This window comes from Allobosea sp. RAF48 (genome assembly GCF_052114025.1).
In the GTDB taxonomy this organism is placed as follows: domain Bacteria; phylum Pseudomonadota; class Alphaproteobacteria; order Rhizobiales; family Beijerinckiaceae; genus Allobosea.
In genome coordinates this window covers 43,049-60,142 of record NZ_JBFRDZ010000020.1, presented here as the reverse complement: position 1 = coordinate 60,142, position 17,094 = coordinate 43,049, and the positions used below count along the sequence as shown (strand labels likewise).

The window sequence follows — 17,094 nt, the reverse complement described above, 5'->3', positions numbered from 1 at the left end:
CAGATCAAAGCCCAGAACGACGTTCGCCCGGATCTGGTTGCTGGAGGATCGATGGAGCGTGATATGGCTGAGATCGCGATCGTCGCAGTGGGAACGGTTGTCTATACACTGACTTGCTGGGTCACTCTTGCCCATTTCGGTGTTCATCGCTGAGCCTCGCCATAGGCGAGCGCCCGGTGCTTGGTGGGATGGCCCGTTATTGCCCGGACAAGGCTGCCGCCTCGGCAGCGCAGCCGGGCGTCGGGGTGACCTGCTTCGCCTTCGCAGCCTTTACTTCCGCTTTCGCGGCTTTGAGGTCCGCGAGGAAAGCCGGGTCGGTTTGCAGCCGCGCAACCGTCGCCGCGCCCATGATGCGCCCCGCATCGACATCGCTCTGCCAATGGGCGTCGCAGATCACGCGGCTCTGCCCGAATTCGATGCCGCGCTTGAGCAGCGCATCCGCGCGCTCGGGATTGATCTGCGCGAAGACGAGAGCCCAGCCCCAGCCGGCGGCCGTGTGGCCGGACGGGTAGGAGCCGTCACCCCGCAGGATCGCCTCCTGATCAGCCCGGCAGGTCGCTTCGTTGTGAACCACGAAGGGGCGGGTCCGGTTGTACTTGTTCTTCACGCCATAGGTGGAGAGGCCGAAATCCGACAGCATCTTCTGCATCATCGCGTAGAGGCGCGGGGTCTGCTTGCTGTCGATCCTGACCCCCATAGCGCAGGAGAAATTGTCGGCGGCCTGCGGAAAGGCGAGATCGGCGTCGGTATAGGCGAGCTTCCAGCGCGCGGTGTTGCGCAAGGGGAGCGTCGCCTTGCGTGCTTCTTCGTCCCGGGCCAGCGCAGCCGAATTCGCCTCGGGCGGCGGGCCGAGCAGGACCAGGCTGTCCGGCAGGTCGGTGCGCTTGAGATAGCCCGGTGCAATCTTGAAATGCGGGTCGGTGACCTTCGTCTGCGTTTCGCCCGTCTGCGCGAACGCCTGTCCGCAGAACGCGAATAGCGCCAGCAGAGAAACATGGGCGGCCCTCGCAGCAGTCCCGGTCATCGACATTCCCATTCCTTTCGACATGGCTGAACTCATGAAGGCCCGGTCAGAACCGGTATGTTGCCGCGACCGCAGGCCCGTGCTGCGTCACGTCGTAGGGATTGGGCGCCCTGTCCGCCGTGCGAGCGCCGCTCCCGCGAGTGCGATCTCCTCGCGCCGCCCGTGCCTGCGAGAGCGCTTAGGGGCGCTGCAGGCACGATCGCCCCGATCAACCTGCGAATTCCGTTGCGCGCATTTCGTGCATGGGCAGCCTGCCCGTCTTGCCATTTCACGCCAGTCGGGACCGGCTATGCTCCGTCTCCGCCGGTCGCGAATCCCCCGACATTCGGCCCTGTGAAAAGCGTCGATCCGGTGATCGCAGCGAGGTCCGATGGCTGATATCCCTTTGACGCGCGGCCAGTTCCTGCTGCCCTTCGTCAGCATCCTCGACGATATCGGGGCTCCGACGGAGACGCTTCTGGAGAGGTCGCGGCTGCCATCGTCCCTGGCCGAAAAGAGCGATCTCTACCTGCCGCTCCTGCCGGCGCTGCGCTTCGTCGAGACCGCCCAGAGAAGCCAGGGCATCGAGGATTTCGGCTTTCTCGCGGCCCAGCTGCTGCATTTCTCCCATATGAGAGAAAGGACGCGGGCCCTGATCGCGCATTCTCCGACGCTGCTCGTCGCGCTCCGGCACGCCTGCCACGAGGCAGCGCGGGAAGACACCATCCTGAGCATGTGGATCGAACATCACGCCGATCATGTCCGGGTCTGCAGCCGGCTCGCCGGGCCCGGGCACCTGCATCTGAAATACGCGCAATGGATCCAGAACATCTTTCCGATCCACATCATCCGGCAATTCGCCGGGGCCGACTGGATGCCGACGGCGATCGCTTTCGAATCGTCCTATGCGCCGAGCCCGGCGACGCGATCCTGCTGGCCGAATGTGCGGTTCCTGTCGGGGCAGCATGCCGCCTGGATCAGTCTGCCGATCGCGCTGCTCGGCCTCCCCAACCGCATGCCCGCCGCCTTTGCACCGCCGCGCGACAATGAGGACGGCCCTTCCCCCTACGACATCGTCGAACTGCTCAAGCTGATGCTGCCGGCCTATCTCGACGAGGGAACCACCGCTCTGGCGGACGTCGCCGAGATCGCGGGCGTCAGCAGGCGGACGCTGCAGCGCAAGCTCGCCCATGTCGGCCTGTCCTATTCGGACATCCTCGACACGGTCCGCTACGAGAATGCGAGCCGGCTGCTGCGCGACACCGATTGCAGGATCATCGACGTCGCCTTTTCCTCCGGCTACACCGATCCGGCGCATTTCAGCCGCGCTTTCCGCCGGATGACGGGCGTCACGCCGCGCCAGTTCCGCGAGCAAGCGCGGCTCTGCTGAAAGGCGTTTTTCCCTGGGGCGTCTTGCCGATCGGGCGATCGCCGCCGCCCTTGACGCAACGGCCGAAAGGGCAGGCGTCTCAGTATCGACAAGCGTCCGGGTTCCGCTTCCTTCAGGTGCCGGGCCCGGACATTGCGGACGTCCGGAACGGGGCAGTTTCGCGCGTTGGCTGGTGCCTGGCGTCTCGCGCCGCGCCCCCCGGTTGAACCTCGCGCCCCCGGGATCGAATTCCCTGAGACAAAATCAATCCAGATGAGGCCTGAGACGGGTGGAGGCCGGCAGGCTTGACGGCGGCCGGTTTTGCTCTCAATTTGAATTTGAATTCAGGTTCAATTTTGAGAAAGCTCATGCCTGATATGGCGCCGAGACAGCCGCGCAAGGCCGGGAAGCGGGAGGCGATCCTCGCCGCCGCGCGCGGCATTGTTTCGGAGGTTGGCTTCCACGAAACCTCGATTGCCGCAGTGGCCTCCGCCAGCGGCGTCTCCACCGGCAGCGTCTATTCCTATTTCTCGTCCAAGGCCGAGCTGATGGCCGAGATCGTCGCGGCGGTGTCCTCTCGCGAACTGTCCGTGCTGCGCGAGATCGCCGCAAGCGATGCCCCGGTCGCTGAGCGGCTGACCGCCGCGGTCGAGGCCTTCGCCCGTCGCGCCTTCGCCAATCGCCGCCTGGCATGGTCGATGATTGCGGAGCCCGCCGACCCGGCTGTCGACGCGACGCGCCTCGACTATCGCCGCGAGATCGCCGGCATCTTCCGCGCACTCGTCGTGGAAGGCGAAGGGCAGGGCGCTTTCCGTGCCGTCGATCCCGATGCCGCGGCAGCGATGATCGTCGGCGGCTTCATGGAGGCGCTGATCGGCCCGCTCTCGCCCGAACGGCCGATCACCTCGGAACGCGGCCGCGAGATTGCCGCCGCGCTTGCAGATCTCTCCCTCGCAGCGCTGATTTCCCGTGAAGGACAGTCCGCATGACCACGCTCGACGCTTACGGTTACGACACGCATGAGGTGCTGAACCAGGCCCCGGCGCTGGCGGATTACGATACCTTTGCCGCCGATCCGGCGCTCGGACGCATCCTCGACACCTTCGGCGCCGGCTGGTTCCGCGAGCAGGCGAGCGTCGTCGGAGGCCATGTCGGTTCGCAACGCGTGCAGGATCTTGCCCGGCAGGCCAATCGCAGCCTGCCGGAACTGCGCACGCATGATCGCTGGGGCCGACGCGTCGACCAGATCGAGTTCCATCCCGCCTGGCACGAACTGATGGGGCTCGCCATGCGCGACGAGTTCCATTCGCTGTGCTGGACCAGACCGCGAGCCGGCGCGCAAGTGGCGCGTGCTGCCGTCTCCTATCTCTGGAACCAGGGCGAGAACGGCATCTGCTGCCCGCTCGGCATGACCTATTCGGCAATCCCCGTCCTGCAGCGCGATCCCGCGCGCTGGGCCGAGTTCGGCAGGCTGATCACCTCCTCCGACTACGACGGGCGCCCGCTGCCGGCCGCGCAGAAGCGCGGCGGCACGGTCGGCATGGCGATGACCGAGAAGCAGGGCGGCTCGGATCTGCGCCAGACCCAGACCGTGGCGTCGCGCAATGCCGACGGCACCTATTCGCTCACCGGCCATAAATGGTTCTTCTCCGTCCCGCATTCCGACGTGTTCCTGACGCTGGCCCGGACGGAGGAGGGCGTCTCCTGCTTCGTCGTGCCGGGCTGGCTGCCCGACGGCTCGCGCAACCGGCTGCAGATCCAGCGGCTCAAGGACAAATGCGGCAACAAGTCGAACGCCTCCTCGGAAGTCGAATTCCGCGGCGTCATCGCCCATCTGATCGGCGAGCCCGGCCATGGCATCCGCGCCGGGCTGGAAATGAACCATTATACGCGGCTCGATTTCGCCGTCGGCTCGGCCGGGCTGATGCGCCATGCTGTAGCGCAGGCGGCGCACCACACCGCGCATCGCCGCGCCTTCCAGAAGGCTCTGATCGACCAGCCGATCATGGCGAATGTCATCGCCGACCTCGCTCTCGAAGCCGAAGCCTCCGCCTGGCTCGCCTTCCGCTTCGTCCATGCGCTCGACCGCGAGGGCGAAAACGAGGCGGAGAAACTCATCGGCCGCATCGGCGCGCCGATCGCCAAATACTGGAACTGCAAGCGCGCCACGCCAGTGGTGATCGAAGCGCTGGAATGCCATGGCGGCAACGGCTTCATCGAGGACCATCTGATGGCGCGGCTCTATCGCGAAGCGCCGCTCAACGGCATCTGGGAGGGCACCGGCAACGTCGTCTGCCTCGACGTTCTCCGCTCGATCCGCCGCTATCCGGATTGCGTGCCGGCGCTGCTCGACGAATTGCGCGCGGCGCGCGGCAGCGACCCACGCTACGACGCGTTCCTGAACGAGCTGGAGACCGATCTCGTCGACGTTCTCCGCCACGAGCATCTGGCGCGGCGCTTCGTCGAGCGCATGGCGCTGGCGCTGTCGGCCTCGCTGCTGATCCGCCACGCGCCGCATGCGGTGTCCGATGCCTTCATCGCCTCGCGTCTGGCGGGCGGCTGGTCTGGCCATTTCGGCTCGCTGCCGCTGGGAGCCGATCTGCAGGCGATCGCGCGGCGGGCAGTGCCGGACCCGAACTGAGACTTCGACCCGAGACGCATCTTAGGCGTCATGCTCGGGCTTGACCCGAGCATCTCATGCCGAAGGAGGCCCCGGCGCCTTCTCGTCCAGAGATTCTCGGGTCTGCGCTTCGCTCCGCCCGAGAATGACGTGCGGGCGAAGGTCAAAGCAGCGTCATAGCCGCCAGCACTGCCGCCAGTCCCCACAGCAACCCGCAGGCGCGCCGGTAGAGCCTGAGCGCCCGGCGGATGTCGGCGGCGTTCGCTTCGGCCCGGCCATCGCCCATCCAATGGTCCTCGACACGGGTTTTGCCATAGATGCGCGGCCCGGCGAGGCGGAGCCCCAGCGCCCCGGCCATCGCCGCTTCGGGCCAGCCGGCATTGGGCGAGCGATGCTTGTCGGCATCGCGGCGCAGGGCTCGCCAGGCGCCGCCTGCATCGGCCGACCGGTCGAGCGCGGCCGAGGCGACCAGCAGCAGCGCCGTCAGCCGCGAAGCCGGCAGGTTGACGAGGTCGTCGAGCCGAGCCGCCGCCCAGCCGAAGGCGAGATGGCGCGGCGTGCGGTGGCCGATCATCGAATCGGCGGTGTTGATCGCCTTGTAGGCGGCGATACCAGGCAGGCCGCCCGCACCAAGCCAGAAGGCGGGCGCAACGATGCCGTCCGAGAAATTCTCGCCGAGGCTTTCGATCGCCGCGCGCGCAACCCCGGCTTCATCCAGCGTCTGCGGATTACGCCCGACGATCATCGAGACGGCTCGGCGGCCGCCTTCCAGCCCCTCGCGTTCCAATCCTTCGGCGACGCGGGCGACATGCTCGTAGAGGCTGCGCTGTGCGATCAGAGTCGAGGCGATCAGCGCGAGCGGGATGAGGCCGAGCGGCCCGAAGAACAGGCACAGACGCTGGACCAATGCGGACAATGCGATGGTGACGGCGAGCAACAGCGCCAGCGCCAGCACGCCCATGACCTTTCGCGTGACGAAGGACGAAGCCTCGCGGTTGAGAGCCCGGTCGAGCACGCCGATCAGTTTGCCAATCCAGGTGACGGGATGGCCGATTGCGGCATAGAAGCGCGAGGGATAGCCGAAGGCCGCCTCGATCGCGAGGGCGAGCATGAGTAGCGGCAGGCTGGCGGAGAGGTTCATGCGGGGCGCGGGCGCAATCGTGGCTGAGGACAGCATCTGGCATGGCGGCGATCTCGCCACAGCCCGTGCGCTCTTTCCGGATGCGCCCGGACCCTGGATCGATCTCTCCACCGGGATCAATCCGATCCCCTATCCGCTTCCGGAGCTGCCGTTAAGCCTGTGGACGCGCCTGCCCGGCGCCGATGACGAGGCGGCGCTGATCGCCGCCGCACGCGCGGCCTACCGCGTGCCGGATCACGTCGGCATCGTCGCCGCGCCCGGCACGCAGATCCTCATCGAGCTGCTGCCGCGCCTTGCGCCGTCGGGGCCCGTCGCCATCCTCGGGCCGACCTATGCCGAGCACGGCCATGCCTGGCGCAAGGCGGGCTTCGCGGTCGCCGAGGCGGCCGCGCTGGAAGAGGCCGCGACCATCGTCGTGGTCAATCCGAACAATCCCGATGGGCGCGCGCTGTCGCGGGCAGAACTCGCGGATCTGGCGGCGCTCTGCGCCGCGCGCGGCGGTCTGCTGGTCGTCGACGAAGCCTTCGCCGATTTCACGCCCGAGACCAGCACCGTGCCGGAACTGCCGCCCGGTGCGATCGTGCTGCGCTCCTTCGGCAAGACTTATGGACTCGCCGGCCTGCGCCTCGGCTTCGCGATCGGCGCGGCCGAACTGATGGCACGGCTCAAGGCGGCACTCGGCCCCTGGTCGGTCGCCGGCCCCGCCCTTCATGTCGGTGCCCAGGCTTTGGCGGATGCCGAATGGCTGGTCAGCGCCGGCCGAGAGCGCGCACGGGATGCCGCGCGTCTCGACGCGTTGCTCGCGCCCCATGGCCGCATCCTCGGCGGCACCAGCCTGTTCCGCCTGCTCGAGACGCCCGCGGCGGCGGCGCTCTTCACGCGCCTCGGCCGACACGGCATCTATGTCCGCCGTTTCCAGAACGCGCCGGATCGTTTGCGCTTCGGTCTGCCGGGCGACGCCGCCGGCTGGTCGCGCCTGCAGACGGCGCTCACCGTCGATGCGCGGGAGGCATCGGCGTCAGCGTGAAGCTTGCATGCGGCGGATGCGGGGACAGGAGCCGGCGCGCCAGCTAACGTCCACCGAAAAGGATTCGGGGAGAGAAAACGCATGGCATTCCTGCCGCCGGAAGGTGAACTGACGATCGGCTTCGCCCACGCCGCCTACCAGCTGGGTGACGAGTTCGCGACGCGCGGACGAGCGGCAGGAAGTTTCGAGGTCCGCAATCTCGACGAATTGCGAGAGCGCGCGCCGGAGGCGGATGTGCTCGTCGTCTCCGGCCTTTGGCGTAACGACCTTCTGCCGCGCCTGCCGAAGCTGCGCTTCATCCAGTCGATCAGCGCCGGCACCGACCAGTTCGACAAGGCGGCGATTGGGGCAGCCGGCATCCGCCTCGCAAGCGCGCAGGGCAGCAATGAACGGGCGGTCGCCGAGCATGCGATGTCGCTGATCCTCGCGCTCACGCGTCAGATACATTTCGCCCGCGACAACCAGGCGAAGCAGCACTGGCGCCCGATGATCGGCGACCGTGCGCTGCGTGAGGACGAGCTTGGCGGCAAGACGCTGGTCGTCGTCGGGCTCGGCCGCATCGGGCTGCGGCTGGCGAAGCTCGCCGCCGCCTTCGACATGCGCGTCATCGGAGTCCGGCGCAGCTCCGAGCCTCAGCCTCATGTCGAGGCCGTCGTCCATCCCGACAAGCTCGCCGAGACGGTCGCGCAAGCCGATTTCGTCACGCTGACCTGCCCGCTGACGCCAGAGACCGAAGGGTTGATCGACGCCCGCATCCTCGCGGCGATGAAGCCTTCGGCCTTCCTGATCAATGTCGCGCGCGGCCGTGTCGTCGACGAGGCGGCGCTGCTCGATGCCCTCGGCAACGGCGGGATCGCGGGTGCCGGGCTCGACTGCGTCCATGAGGAGCCGCTGCCGGCCGCCTCGCCGCTCTGGCGCCTGCCGCAGGTCATCGTCACGCCGCACAGCGCCGGCGAGACCCGCGCCTATGAAGGCAATGTGGTCGATATCCTGCTCGACAATCTCGATCGCCTCGGCCGAGGCGAGACGGCGTTGCGCAACCAGGTCGTCTGACCGGAACAGGGGGCGGCCATGCCCTGGCCCAAGTTCGGACGGCCCGGCGGGCCGTCGCTCATCCTTGCGCTCGGTGTGACGCAGGTCTTCGGCTACGGCGCGCTCTACTACGCCTTCACCGTGCTGGCGCCCCGCATCACCGCGAGCTTCGGCTGGGCGCCGGAATGGACCTATGGCGGCTTCGCGGTCGGTCTCTTCCTCGGTGGCGCGGTCGCGCCCGTCACCGGCAGCCTGATCGACCGCTACGGCACGCGACTGGTGATGACCGCCGGCTCCGCGCTGGCCGGTCTCGCTTTGCTGGCGCTGGCCGAGGCGCGCGGCATGGTCGGGTACGTCCTTGCGATGGTGGCCTTGCAGGCCGTCACCACCGCCGTCTTCTACGATGCCGCCTTCGCGGCGTTGACGCAGGCACGCGGAAGCCAGGCGCGCCGCGCCATCAGCCAGCTCACCTTGATCGGTGGCTTCGCCTCGACCTTGTTCTGGCCGCTCACCAGCAGTCTGCTCGCGATCCTCGACTGGCGTGGCGTGTACCGGCTCTACGGCCTTTCGCAGATCCTCGTCTGCATGCCGCTGCACTTCGTCTTCCTGCCGGGGCGGGTGAAACGGCCGGTCGTCGCGCCGGCCGCTCATGCCGCATCGCCCGTGCCGCAGGAACCGGAAGTGACCTATCTCACGGGCGATGCCCGTCGCCGCGCCTTCCTGCTGCTGGCGCTGGCCTTTTCGCTGCAGGGTTTCGTGGTCTCGGCCATGGCCGTGCATATGCTGGCGCTGCTGCAGGGCTTCGGGCTCAGCGCCGCCGTCGCGGTCGGCCTCGGCGCGATGCTCGGGCCGTCTCAGGTCGCCGGGCGCCTCGCCGAGATGCTGTTCGGCCGCGCGGTCTCGCCGATCACCACCGCCTGGGTCTCGGCCTGGCTGATGCCGTTGGGCCTTGTGCTGCTCCTGATCGGCGGCTCTCTGCCGGTGGCCGCGGGCCTGTTCGCCATCGCCTTCGGCATCAGCATGGGGCTGAGCTCGATCGTGCGCGGCACCGTTCCGCTCCAGCTCTTCGGCCCGGTCGGCTTCGGCGCGACGATGGGCAAGCTCTCGGCGCCCGGCCTCGTCATCAAGGCGGCGGCGCCGCTCGTCTTCGCCGTTTCGCTGCAACGCGGCGGCGTCATGGTCTCGACGCTGCTGCTGATCGCCGTCTCGGCGCTCGCCGCCATCGCGCTTGTCCTGCTGGCGCGCAGCCGGCGCTAGCAGCGGTGCTTGAAAATTCTCGGCCCTCAGGATGGGGGCTCGCAAAGTTGCTCGCCTATGAAAGGCTCAGGCGAGAAGGCCCTGCCACCAGCGCCGGGCGGTGTCACGGGTGCGAATGGCGAAGCCATAGGCGGCCGAGGCGCGTACCCAGCCCAGCACCTGATCGCGCACGCGCACCACCTGTCCCATGATCCAGGCGAACCAGCGATAGCTCAACAGCTTCTCGCGGCCGGCATGATAGATGCGCTCAACGAAGACGAAGCTCATGAGATGCGCGAAGGCCGTCACGACGAGCCCGGCCCAGAACTGCCCGCGCGCGAACAGCAGCAGGCCGAAGAGCTTCAGCGGTTCGGCGATGGCGAACGGGATCGCCAGCGCCAGCAGGACGAGCGGGCGGGGCAGGCCAGAGACCGTTTCCTCAAGCCTGCGCATGACACGCAGGCCCGCGAGCCGGCGGATCAGCGGCCGGTAGAGCGGCCGCAGCAGCTCATCGAGGACGATGAAGACGGTGAGGACGGCGCGCAGTGCCGCGAGCAGCCCGCGCTTCAGCGGGCCGCGCTCCGGGGCGGGCGGGGGCGGGAGGTTGTCGGACATCGCAGCCGGATTCATTGGCCCGGATTTATGGCATTTCCGTGCCGCTCGATATCCGCCATGGCGAGAAGCGATGCGACGAAGCAATCTGGCGGCGGCAGAACTCCCGGTCTCCCGGATTGCATAGCTGCACCTGCAATGAGGTTCCGTTCCGCCCGGTCTAACGGCGCGCATCCTCTTTCAGCATGGCCACGCCCTTCTCGGCGATCATCATCGTCGGGTTGGCGGTATTGCCGGAGGTGATCGTCGGCATCACCGAGGCATCGATGACGCGCAGGCCCGAGACGCCGCGCACGCGCAGCCTTTTGTCCAGCACGGCGCCCGGATCGTCGTCGCCGCCCATCTTCGCCGTGCCGACCGGATGGAAGATCGTGGTGCCGAGCTTGGCGGCGGCTTCGAGCAGGGCTTCGTCCGACTGGGCGCCTTCGCCCGGCAGGTACTCCTCTGGCCGGAAGCGCGCCAGCGGTGCCTGCGCCACGATCCGGCGCGTCAGCTTCAGCGCGTCGATCGCGACCTGCCGGTCTTCCTCGGTATCGAGGTAGTTCGGCGAGATCACGGGGGGGCCGAACGGATCGGCGGAGCGCAGATGGACGTTGCCGCGGCTCGTCGGCCGCAGATTGCAGACGCTGGCGGTGAAGGCGTCGAAGGGGTGCAGGCCCGAGCCCCAGCTGTCGAGCGAGAGCGGCTGGAAATGATACTGCAGGTTCGCGGTCGCATAATGAGGCGCGGATTTCGCGAAGGCGCCGACCTGCGAGGGCGCCATCGTCAGCGGGCCGGAACGCAGAGCCGCCCATTGCAGCGCCATCAGCGGCCGGCGCCAGATCCTGGCATAGTCGCTGTTCAGCGTCTTGACGCCGTGGACCTTGTAGACCGGCCGGATCTGCAGATGGTCCTGCAGGTTCTCGCCGACGCCGGGCGCGTCGACCAGTGTCTCGATGCCCAGGCTCTGCAGCCGTGCCCCGCCGCCGATGCCGGAGCGTTCGAGCAGGAGAGGGGAGGCGACGGCGCCCGCCGACAGCACGACTTCGCCGCGGACCTCGACCCTGAGCTTCTCCTCGCTCGGAGTGCCCTGGCCATGGGTGAACTCGATCGCCTTCGCCCGGCCGTCCTCGAAGACGATGCGCTCGACATGAACGCGCGTCTCGAGCCTGAGATTGGTCCGGTCGCGCTGTTCGAGCAGCGGCTTCAGGAAGGCGCGATAGGCGCTCAGGCGTCGCCCGCGCCGCTGGTTCACCTGGAAATAGGAGGAGCCTTCGTTGTCGCCGGTATTGAAGTCCGGGATCTTGGCGATGCCGGCGGCCTCGGCCGCGTTGCGGATGGCATCGAGGATAGCCCAGCGCACGCGCGGATGCTCGACGCGCCATTCTCCGCCCGCCTTGTGCATCCCGCCGGGCGGCGGCGCGATATGGTCTTCGTGCTTGAGGAAATAGGGCAGCACGTCGTCCCAGCCCCAGCCGTTGAGGCCGCGCTGGCGCCAGCCGTCATAGTCGGCCGCCTGGCCGCGCATATAGACCATGGCGTTGATCGCCGAGGAGCCGCCGACCACCTTGCCGCGCGGATAGGCCAGGGCCCGGCCGCCGAGCCCGGGCTGCGGCTCGGTCTGGAACAGCCAGTCGGCGCGGGGATTGCCGATGGCGAAGAGATAGCCCACCGGGATGTGGAGCCAGATCCAGTCGTCGTTGCCGCCGGCTTCGAGGACGAGGACCTTGGTCTCCGGATCGGCCGCCAGCCGATTGGCGACGACGCAGCCGGCCGAGCCCGCACCGATGACGACGTAGTCGAAGGTGCCGATCAGGCGGCGGTCGGTCGAAGGCGAATCTGGCATGGCGTTTCCAAGGGCTTAGCTGCGAACCCGCCTGTTCGCCGGCGGTGGAGGTACAATCTGGCATAGGTCGGAACGCCGTGTCAGCGCGCGGATATGCACATCCGTGCTGCTTCTCTGCGGCTCATCTGGGCCTGAAAGCCAATCGCGAGTCGCCGCGCTGAAAACCAGGTGAAGTTCTCGCACTGATATCGGAACGGACTGCGGCATACTTGTCATCGCTGCGAGGATGTGGCCGAAGGTGAGATTGCCAGGCGTTCGCATGCATCCTTTTCGCGAGGAGCGGCAAGACGCGCCCGGCATCGAAGCTCCAGCTGCCGTCCGTCCGAGAATGAGCGATATGAATGAAATTCTGCCGGATGAGGCGGCGAAGAAGCTGCTGCAGCGCGTGCTGGACCGTAGCTTCCGGGTTGGGATCATCGGCCTGGGGTATGTCGGCGTCCCGCTCGCCTTGGCTGCTCTGCGTGCCGGCTTCGACGTGCTCGGTTTCGATATCAACTCTGCACGCGTGTCCGAGCTCAACGCGGGCAGAACCGGGATCAAGCATATTCAGGCCGAGGATCTCGCCGCGGCCGCGAGGGCGGGGCGCTTTCTCGCCACGGACGACTTTTCGCGGCTGGACGAGCCAGACGGCCTTATCATCTGCGTTCCGACCCCGCTCACGCGCCACCGCGAGCCGGATCTGAGCTTCGTCGTCCAGACGGCGGAAACCATCGCGGGACGTTTGCGGAAGGGGCAATTCATCGCGCTGGAATCCACCACCTACCCGGGTACGACCGAGGAAGTCCTCAAGCCGATCCTCGAACGAACCGGGTTGAAGAGCGGCACGGATTTTTACTTGGCCTTCTCGCCCGAACGCGAAGATCCGGGCAATCCGCGTTTTGGAACCGCCTCGATACCCAAGGTCGTCGGAGGCGACGGCCCCGAGGCGCTCGCGATAGCGCAGGCCCTGTATGGCGAGCTCGTCGTCCAGACCGTGCCGGTCTCGTCGACCTCCGTGGCCGAAGCCGTGAAGCTGACCGAGAACATCTTTCGCTCGGTCAATATTGCGCTCGTCAATGAGCTGAAATCGATCTACGCGGCCATGGGCATCGATATCTGGGAGGTTATCGATGCCGCCAAGACCAAACCGTTCGGCTTCATGCCGTTCTATCCCGGCCCGGGGCTGGGCGGGCACTGCATCCCGATCGATCCTTTCTATCTTTCATGGAAGGCCCGGGAATACGGGATCACGGCGCGCTTCATCGAGCTGGCAGGCGAAATCAACACGGCGATGCCGCATCTGGTTGTCGAACGACTCGCGCACGGTCTGGATCAGCATTTCGCGCGCGGACTGAACGGAGCGCGGATTCTCGTCATCGGCGCCGCCTACAAGAAGAATGTTGACGATATGCGCGAAAGCCCTTCATTGCGCCTGATCGAGCTGATCGAGCAACGCGGCGCCCAGGCATCCTATCACGACCCGCATGTTCCGATCATTCCGCAGACCAGGGAGCATGGCGGCCTTGCCGGGCGCCGATCCATTGATCTCGCTCCCGGCACGATCGGCGATTTCGATGCCGTTCTCATCGCTACCGACCACGACGCTGTCGATTACAAGAGGCTCGTCGCAGAAGCGCGGCTGGTTATAGACACGCGTAACGCTTGCGAACGGAACGGCGCCTCTGCAGCCAACGTGATCAAGGCCTGACCCGCGCTTTGAGGACGGCGGTGGTATGATAGGCAAGCAGCTGGGTTGATCTGCGTTGGCTTCTCGCCCCGACAGCCGGGCAGGGTCGCCGGAGCGAGCATTGCTCTGCGGCTATGGCCTGCGCGATAAGCGATGGCCGTGTTTTCGGCGTCCGAGCCTAACGGAGTCTCCATGACTTTCCGCAACATCCATTCGCACGGTCTCGTCCGGATCGCCTGCGCCGCGCCGCGGCTGAAGGTGGCCGATCCGGCTTTCAACGTGGCCGAGACGATTGCGATGCTGCGGCGGGCGGACGAGAGCGGGGCGTCGCTGACCCTGTTCCCGGAACTCGGCATCAGCGCCTATGCCATCGACGACCTGCTGCAGCAGAATGCGTTGCTCGATGCCGTGCGCGAGGCCTTGGGGCACCTCGTCGCGGAGAGTCGCGCGCTGCGCGGCGTCGTCGTGGTCGGCGCGCCGCTGCGGGTCGAGGGGCGGCTGTTCAACTGCGCCGTCGCGATCCATCGCGGGCGCATCCTCGCTGCCGTGCCCAAGACCTATCTGCCGAACTATCGCGAGTTCTACGAGCGCCGGCAGTTCGCCTCGGGCGAGCGGGCGGGCGCGCTCTATATCGATCTCTGCGGCCAGGAAGTGCCGTTCGGCACGGATATCCTGCTGGCCGCGGCCGATATCCCGGACTTCGTGGTGCATATGGAGATCTGCGAGGACGTCTGGACGCCGATCCCGCCATCGTCCTACGCCGCGCTCGCCGGGGCGACCGTGCTGCTCAACCTCTCGGCCTCCAACGTCACCATCGGCAAGTCGGACTGGCGCCACGCACTCTGCAAGGCCCATTCCGGCCGCTGCATCGCGGCCTATGCCTATTCCGCCGCGGGCACCGGCGAGTCGACCACCGACCTCGCCTGGGACGGGCAGGCGATGATCTACGAGAACGGCGCGCTGCTGGCCGAGGCGGAGCGCTTCGCCGCCGAGCCGCAACTCATCCTCGCCGATATCGATCTCGAACGGCTGGCGATGGACCGCATCCGCCAGAACACCTTCGGCGACAGCGCCGATGTGAACCGCGACCGGCTCGGCTTCCGTCGCATCGACTTCACGCTGGAGCCGGATCGCGACAACGATCTCGGATTGGCCCGCACCGTCGAGCGCTTCCCCTTCGTGCCGAGCGACGATGCCAGACTGAACGAGCTCTGCTTCGAGGCCTACAACATCCAGTCGCATGGGCTGCGCAAGCGGCTGGAGAGCACGCGGCTCGACAAGGTCGTGATCGGCGTCTCCGGCGGCCTCGATTCGACGCAGGCGCTGATCGTCGCGGCCCATACCTTCGATGCGCTCGGCCTGCCCCGCCAGAACATCCTCGCCTATACGCTGCCGGCCTTTGCCACCAGCAAGGACACCAAGGACAATGCCTGGCGACTGATGCGGGCGCTGGGTGTCTCTGCCGAGGAGATCGACATGACGCCGGCCTGCCGGCAGATGCTGATCGATATCGGCCACCCCTTCGCTCAAGGGCAGCCGCTCTACGACATCACCTTCGAGAACGTGCAGGCCGGCGCACGCACCTCGGTGCTGTTCCGCCTCGCCAACCGGCACAATGCGCTGGTGATGGGAACCGGCGACCTGTCGGAGCTGGCGCTCGGATGGTGCACCTATGGCGTCGGCGATCACATGTCGCATTACAACGTCAACGGCTCGGTGCCGAAGACGCTGATCCAGCATCTGATCCGCTGGGTGGCGCAGTCCGGCCGCTTCGGCGCCGAGGCCTCGGACGTCATGCTCGACATCCTCGCGACCGAGATCTCGCCCGAGCTGGTGCCGGGCGATGGCGACGAGCCGGCGCAGAAGACCGAGGATTTCGTCGGCCCCTACGCGCTGCAGGATTTCAACCTGTTCTACACGACGCGCTACGGCTTCCGGCCGAGCAAGATCGCCTTCCTTTCCGAGCATGCCTGGCGCGATGCAGGGGCGGGGGACTGGCCGCCGAACATGGAAGCCGGCAAGCGCGTCGCCTACGATCTGCCGGTGATCAAGCGCTGGCTCGGCGTCTTCATCCGCCGCTTCTTCGAGACCAGCCAGTTCAAGCGCTCGGCCATGCCCAACGGCCCGAAGGTCTCCTCCGGCGGCTCGCTCTCGCCACGCGGCGACTGGCGCGCGCCGAGCGACGCCTCCGCCGCGCCCTGGCTGAAGGATTGGGAGCGGATTCCGGATTGAGCGAGAGGGTTTAGTTCGTCGGGCACGCTCCCAGCGCAAGCGGCGAGGTCCGTAACGTCAGATCCCGATCCAAGTGGGGCCTTAAGCATGTCCGCTTTCGGTTGTCGCCGTCGTGCCTGCTATCATGTGATAGAAACCCGGCACGACGACACGCCTTCGCAGATTGTCCCAAGGGGCAGCCTTGCAGCTTCGAGGTCGTGCGAATGGCAGGCGAAAGCGGGCTGTCCGAAGAAGAAATCTGGCTCTGGTTCCGGAATGCAACGATGGAGTTCGCCGTGCTGAAACGATGCCTCACCGTGGTGTTCATCCTTCTCGGGCCAGTCGGTTGTGTCACGCAAGATACCGTTCCCAGCAAAAGAGCGGATGGGCCAGCCTACATGCTGCCAGGCGTTGGCGCGCCCGCACGTCAAACGGACATGTTTGGGAATGCCTTTCGTTAGTTGAAGAAGGGCGCCTCTTACCCGTTCGCCGGGATCGTGGATGCCTCCCACAGAGCGTTCAACGGACCGCGCAATTATGATCAGTGAGGTGCGGCAGCCCGGCTTTCCGGTTGAGCGTGCCGCACCCTTGGCTGATTGACCTCGAGCGGCAGCGTCCGCTTTCGAGCAAGTCCTCTCGGCCGGCTCCCCACCCGGAGCGGCAGTTGAGGAGCGAGCGCGAGCAATGCTGCAATCCGTAGCCAATCAAAACGGAGACGCCGGTGCATTCGGCCGCGCAGATTTTTCAGCGACAACAAGGTTAGACGATCCCGCTTCGTCTAACGGTAGGACGTCAGATTTTGGCTCTGAAAATTGTGGTTCGAATCCATAAGCGGGAACCACCTGGAAAAAATCGTCAGACAGCGCTCGCTGTTTCCGCTCCCCAGCCATCCTCGCCCTTCGGGCTCACGATTGAACCGCGGTCCAGCCAGCGCCAGAAGAGAACATTCAACCAATGCCGGGAGGCCGACAGTCGCGGCATCTGCAACAGCAGAAATATGATGAGGTACCGCTGCCTTCGGGGCTCATTACCGATCGAATTCGGCATTCTGAATGATCCGCATTCGCGGAAGGCCACAGCAGATCAGCAACCTCGGCGAAGCCGCAACCCGGAATATGCTGGGCGCGACGCGTGACGGTCTCGGTCGCAAACATCGTTCCCGGATGATCGGCGCGGGATCAGGCAGCCAGGCCTTTGAGTTCGCGACACCGACCTTCAAGCAAAGGGGTGTTTGCCGCTGCCAATTCCTATAAATCTATTCCAGATCTTCATAACAACGCGCGTCAAATGCATTGGCCAGCGGCGGTTCGGCCGTGCCATCCTCCGACGATACGGGGGGCGTCGCGGCGCTC

General features: G+C 66.6%; 12 protein-coding genes and 1 tRNA gene. 9 read left to right on the top strand and 4 right to left on the bottom strand.

The annotated features are described in order from the left end of the window. Positions 1-196: 196 nt before the first annotated feature. The gene (locus AB4Z10_RS26745; RefSeq protein ID WP_441473440.1) at positions 197-1,024 is read right to left on the bottom strand and encodes an acid phosphatase; all 828 of its coding nucleotides are present in this window, start codon (positions 1,022-1,024) and stop codon (positions 197-199) included. A 370-nt stretch (positions 1,025-1,394) separates the two neighbouring features. Between AB4Z10_RS26745 and AB4Z10_RS26740 the strand changes: the two genes are divergently transcribed. From AB4Z10_RS26740 to AB4Z10_RS26730, 3 genes are all read left to right on the top strand, one after another. Next, positions 1,395-2,393: a helix-turn-helix transcriptional regulator gene (locus tag AB4Z10_RS26740; protein ID WP_441473439.1), complete on the top strand. Its 999-nt coding sequence runs from the start codon at positions 1,395-1,397 to the stop codon at positions 2,391-2,393. A gap of 347 nt (positions 2,394-2,740) precedes the next feature. Beyond that, entirely contained in the window at positions 2,741-3,361 is a 621-nt protein-coding gene (locus AB4Z10_RS26735; RefSeq protein ID WP_441473438.1) for a TetR/AcrR family transcriptional regulator, read from the top strand. Next, positions 3,358-5,013 carry an acyl-CoA dehydrogenase family protein gene (locus tag AB4Z10_RS26730; protein WP_441473437.1) on the top strand — a complete coding sequence of 552 codons (1,656 nt, stop codon included), beginning with the start codon at positions 3,358-3,360 and terminating at the stop codon, positions 5,011-5,013. The genes AB4Z10_RS26735 and AB4Z10_RS26730 overlap by 4 nt, the downstream gene beginning before the upstream one ends. Positions 5,014-5,155: 142 nt before the next feature. Here AB4Z10_RS26730 and cbiB read toward each other — a convergent pair whose 3' ends face one another. Next, positions 5,156-6,133: an adenosylcobinamide-phosphate synthase CbiB gene (cbiB, locus tag AB4Z10_RS26725; RefSeq protein ID WP_441473436.1), complete on the bottom strand. Its 978-nt coding sequence runs from the start codon at positions 6,131-6,133 to the stop codon at positions 5,156-5,158. Here cbiB and cobD point away from each other — a divergent pair. The 3 genes from cobD (at position 6,132) to AB4Z10_RS26710 (ending at position 9,449) form a co-directional block, all read left to right on the top strand. Continuing rightward, complete coding sequence (gene cobD, locus AB4Z10_RS26720; RefSeq protein ID WP_441473435.1) at positions 6,132-7,160, top strand: threonine-phosphate decarboxylase CobD; 1,029 nt, start codon at positions 6,132-6,134, stop codon at positions 7,158-7,160. The genes cbiB and cobD overlap by 2 nt on opposite strands. Positions 7,161-7,241: 81 nt before the next feature. Then, complete coding sequence (locus tag AB4Z10_RS26715) at positions 7,242-8,213, top strand: D-2-hydroxyacid dehydrogenase (protein WP_441473434.1); 972 nt, start codon at positions 7,242-7,244, stop codon at positions 8,211-8,213. Between the two features lie 18 nt (positions 8,214-8,231). Then, entirely contained in the window at positions 8,232-9,449 is a 1,218-nt protein-coding gene (locus tag AB4Z10_RS26710; protein WP_441473433.1) for an MFS transporter, read from the top strand. Positions 9,450-9,515: 66 nt separating this feature from the next. Here AB4Z10_RS26710 and AB4Z10_RS26705 read toward each other — a convergent pair whose 3' ends face one another. Both AB4Z10_RS26705 and AB4Z10_RS26700 read right to left on the bottom strand, forming a co-directional pair. Beyond that, complete coding sequence (locus AB4Z10_RS26705; RefSeq protein WP_441473432.1) at positions 9,516-10,043, bottom strand: hypothetical protein; 528 nt, start codon at positions 10,041-10,043, stop codon at positions 9,516-9,518. A gap of 157 nt (positions 10,044-10,200) precedes the next feature. Next, entirely contained in the window at positions 10,201-11,865 is a 1,665-nt protein-coding gene (locus tag AB4Z10_RS26700) for a GMC family oxidoreductase (RefSeq protein WP_441473431.1), read from the bottom strand. A gap of 337 nt (positions 11,866-12,202) precedes the next feature. On the opposite strand from AB4Z10_RS26700, the gene AB4Z10_RS26695 reads away from it, so the two are divergent. From AB4Z10_RS26695 to AB4Z10_RS26685, 3 genes are all read left to right on the top strand, one after another. Beyond that, positions 12,203-13,552 carry a nucleotide sugar dehydrogenase gene (locus AB4Z10_RS26695; protein WP_441473430.1) on the top strand — a complete coding sequence of 450 codons (1,350 nt, stop codon included), beginning with the start codon at positions 12,203-12,205 and terminating at the stop codon, positions 13,550-13,552. 171 nt (positions 13,553-13,723) lie between these two features. Then, a complete protein-coding gene (locus tag AB4Z10_RS26690) occupies positions 13,724-15,763 on the top strand; it encodes an NAD(+) synthase (RefSeq protein WP_441473429.1) in 2,040 nt (679 codons plus the stop codon). Between the two features lie 746 nt (positions 15,764-16,509). Further along, positions 16,510-16,583: transfer RNA gene (locus tag AB4Z10_RS26685), tRNA-Gln, on the top strand. Positions 16,584-17,094: the final 511 nt, after the last annotated feature.

What these genes read in the sequence shown, in the direction of transcription:
- AB4Z10_RS26745 (WP_441473440.1), bottom strand. Translation starts at nt 1,024, where the DNA reads ATGACCGGGACTGCTGCGAGGGCCGCCCATGTTTCTCTGCTGGCGCTA.
- AB4Z10_RS26740 (WP_441473439.1), top strand. Translation starts at nt 1,395, where the DNA reads ATGGCTGATATCCCTTTGACGCGCGGCCAGTTCCTGCTGCCCTTCGTC.
- AB4Z10_RS26735 (WP_441473438.1), top strand. Translation starts at nt 2,741, where the DNA reads ATGCCTGATATGGCGCCGAGACAGCCGCGCAAGGCCGGGAAGCGGGAG.
- AB4Z10_RS26730 (WP_441473437.1), top strand. Translation starts at nt 3,358, where the DNA reads ATGACCACGCTCGACGCTTACGGTTACGACACGCATGAGGTGCTGAAC.
- cobD (WP_441473435.1), top strand. Translation starts at nt 6,132, where the DNA reads ATGCGGGGCGCGGGCGCAATCGTGGCTGAGGACAGCATCTGGCATGGC.
- cbiB (WP_441473436.1), bottom strand. Translation starts at nt 6,133, where the DNA reads ATGAACCTCTCCGCCAGCCTGCCGCTACTCATGCTCGCCCTCGCGATC.
- AB4Z10_RS26715 (WP_441473434.1), top strand. Translation starts at nt 7,242, where the DNA reads ATGGCATTCCTGCCGCCGGAAGGTGAACTGACGATCGGCTTCGCCCAC.
- AB4Z10_RS26710 (WP_441473433.1), top strand. Translation starts at nt 8,232, where the DNA reads ATGCCCTGGCCCAAGTTCGGACGGCCCGGCGGGCCGTCGCTCATCCTT.
- AB4Z10_RS26705 (WP_441473432.1), bottom strand. Translation starts at nt 10,043, where the DNA reads ATGTCCGACAACCTCCCGCCCCCGCCCGCCCCGGAGCGCGGCCCGCTG.
- AB4Z10_RS26700 (WP_441473431.1), bottom strand. Translation starts at nt 11,865, where the DNA reads ATGCCAGATTCGCCTTCGACCGACCGCCGCCTGATCGGCACCTTCGAC.
- AB4Z10_RS26695 (WP_441473430.1), top strand. Translation starts at nt 12,203, where the DNA reads ATGAATGAAATTCTGCCGGATGAGGCGGCGAAGAAGCTGCTGCAGCGC.
- AB4Z10_RS26690 (WP_441473429.1), top strand. Translation starts at nt 13,724, where the DNA reads ATGACTTTCCGCAACATCCATTCGCACGGTCTCGTCCGGATCGCCTGC.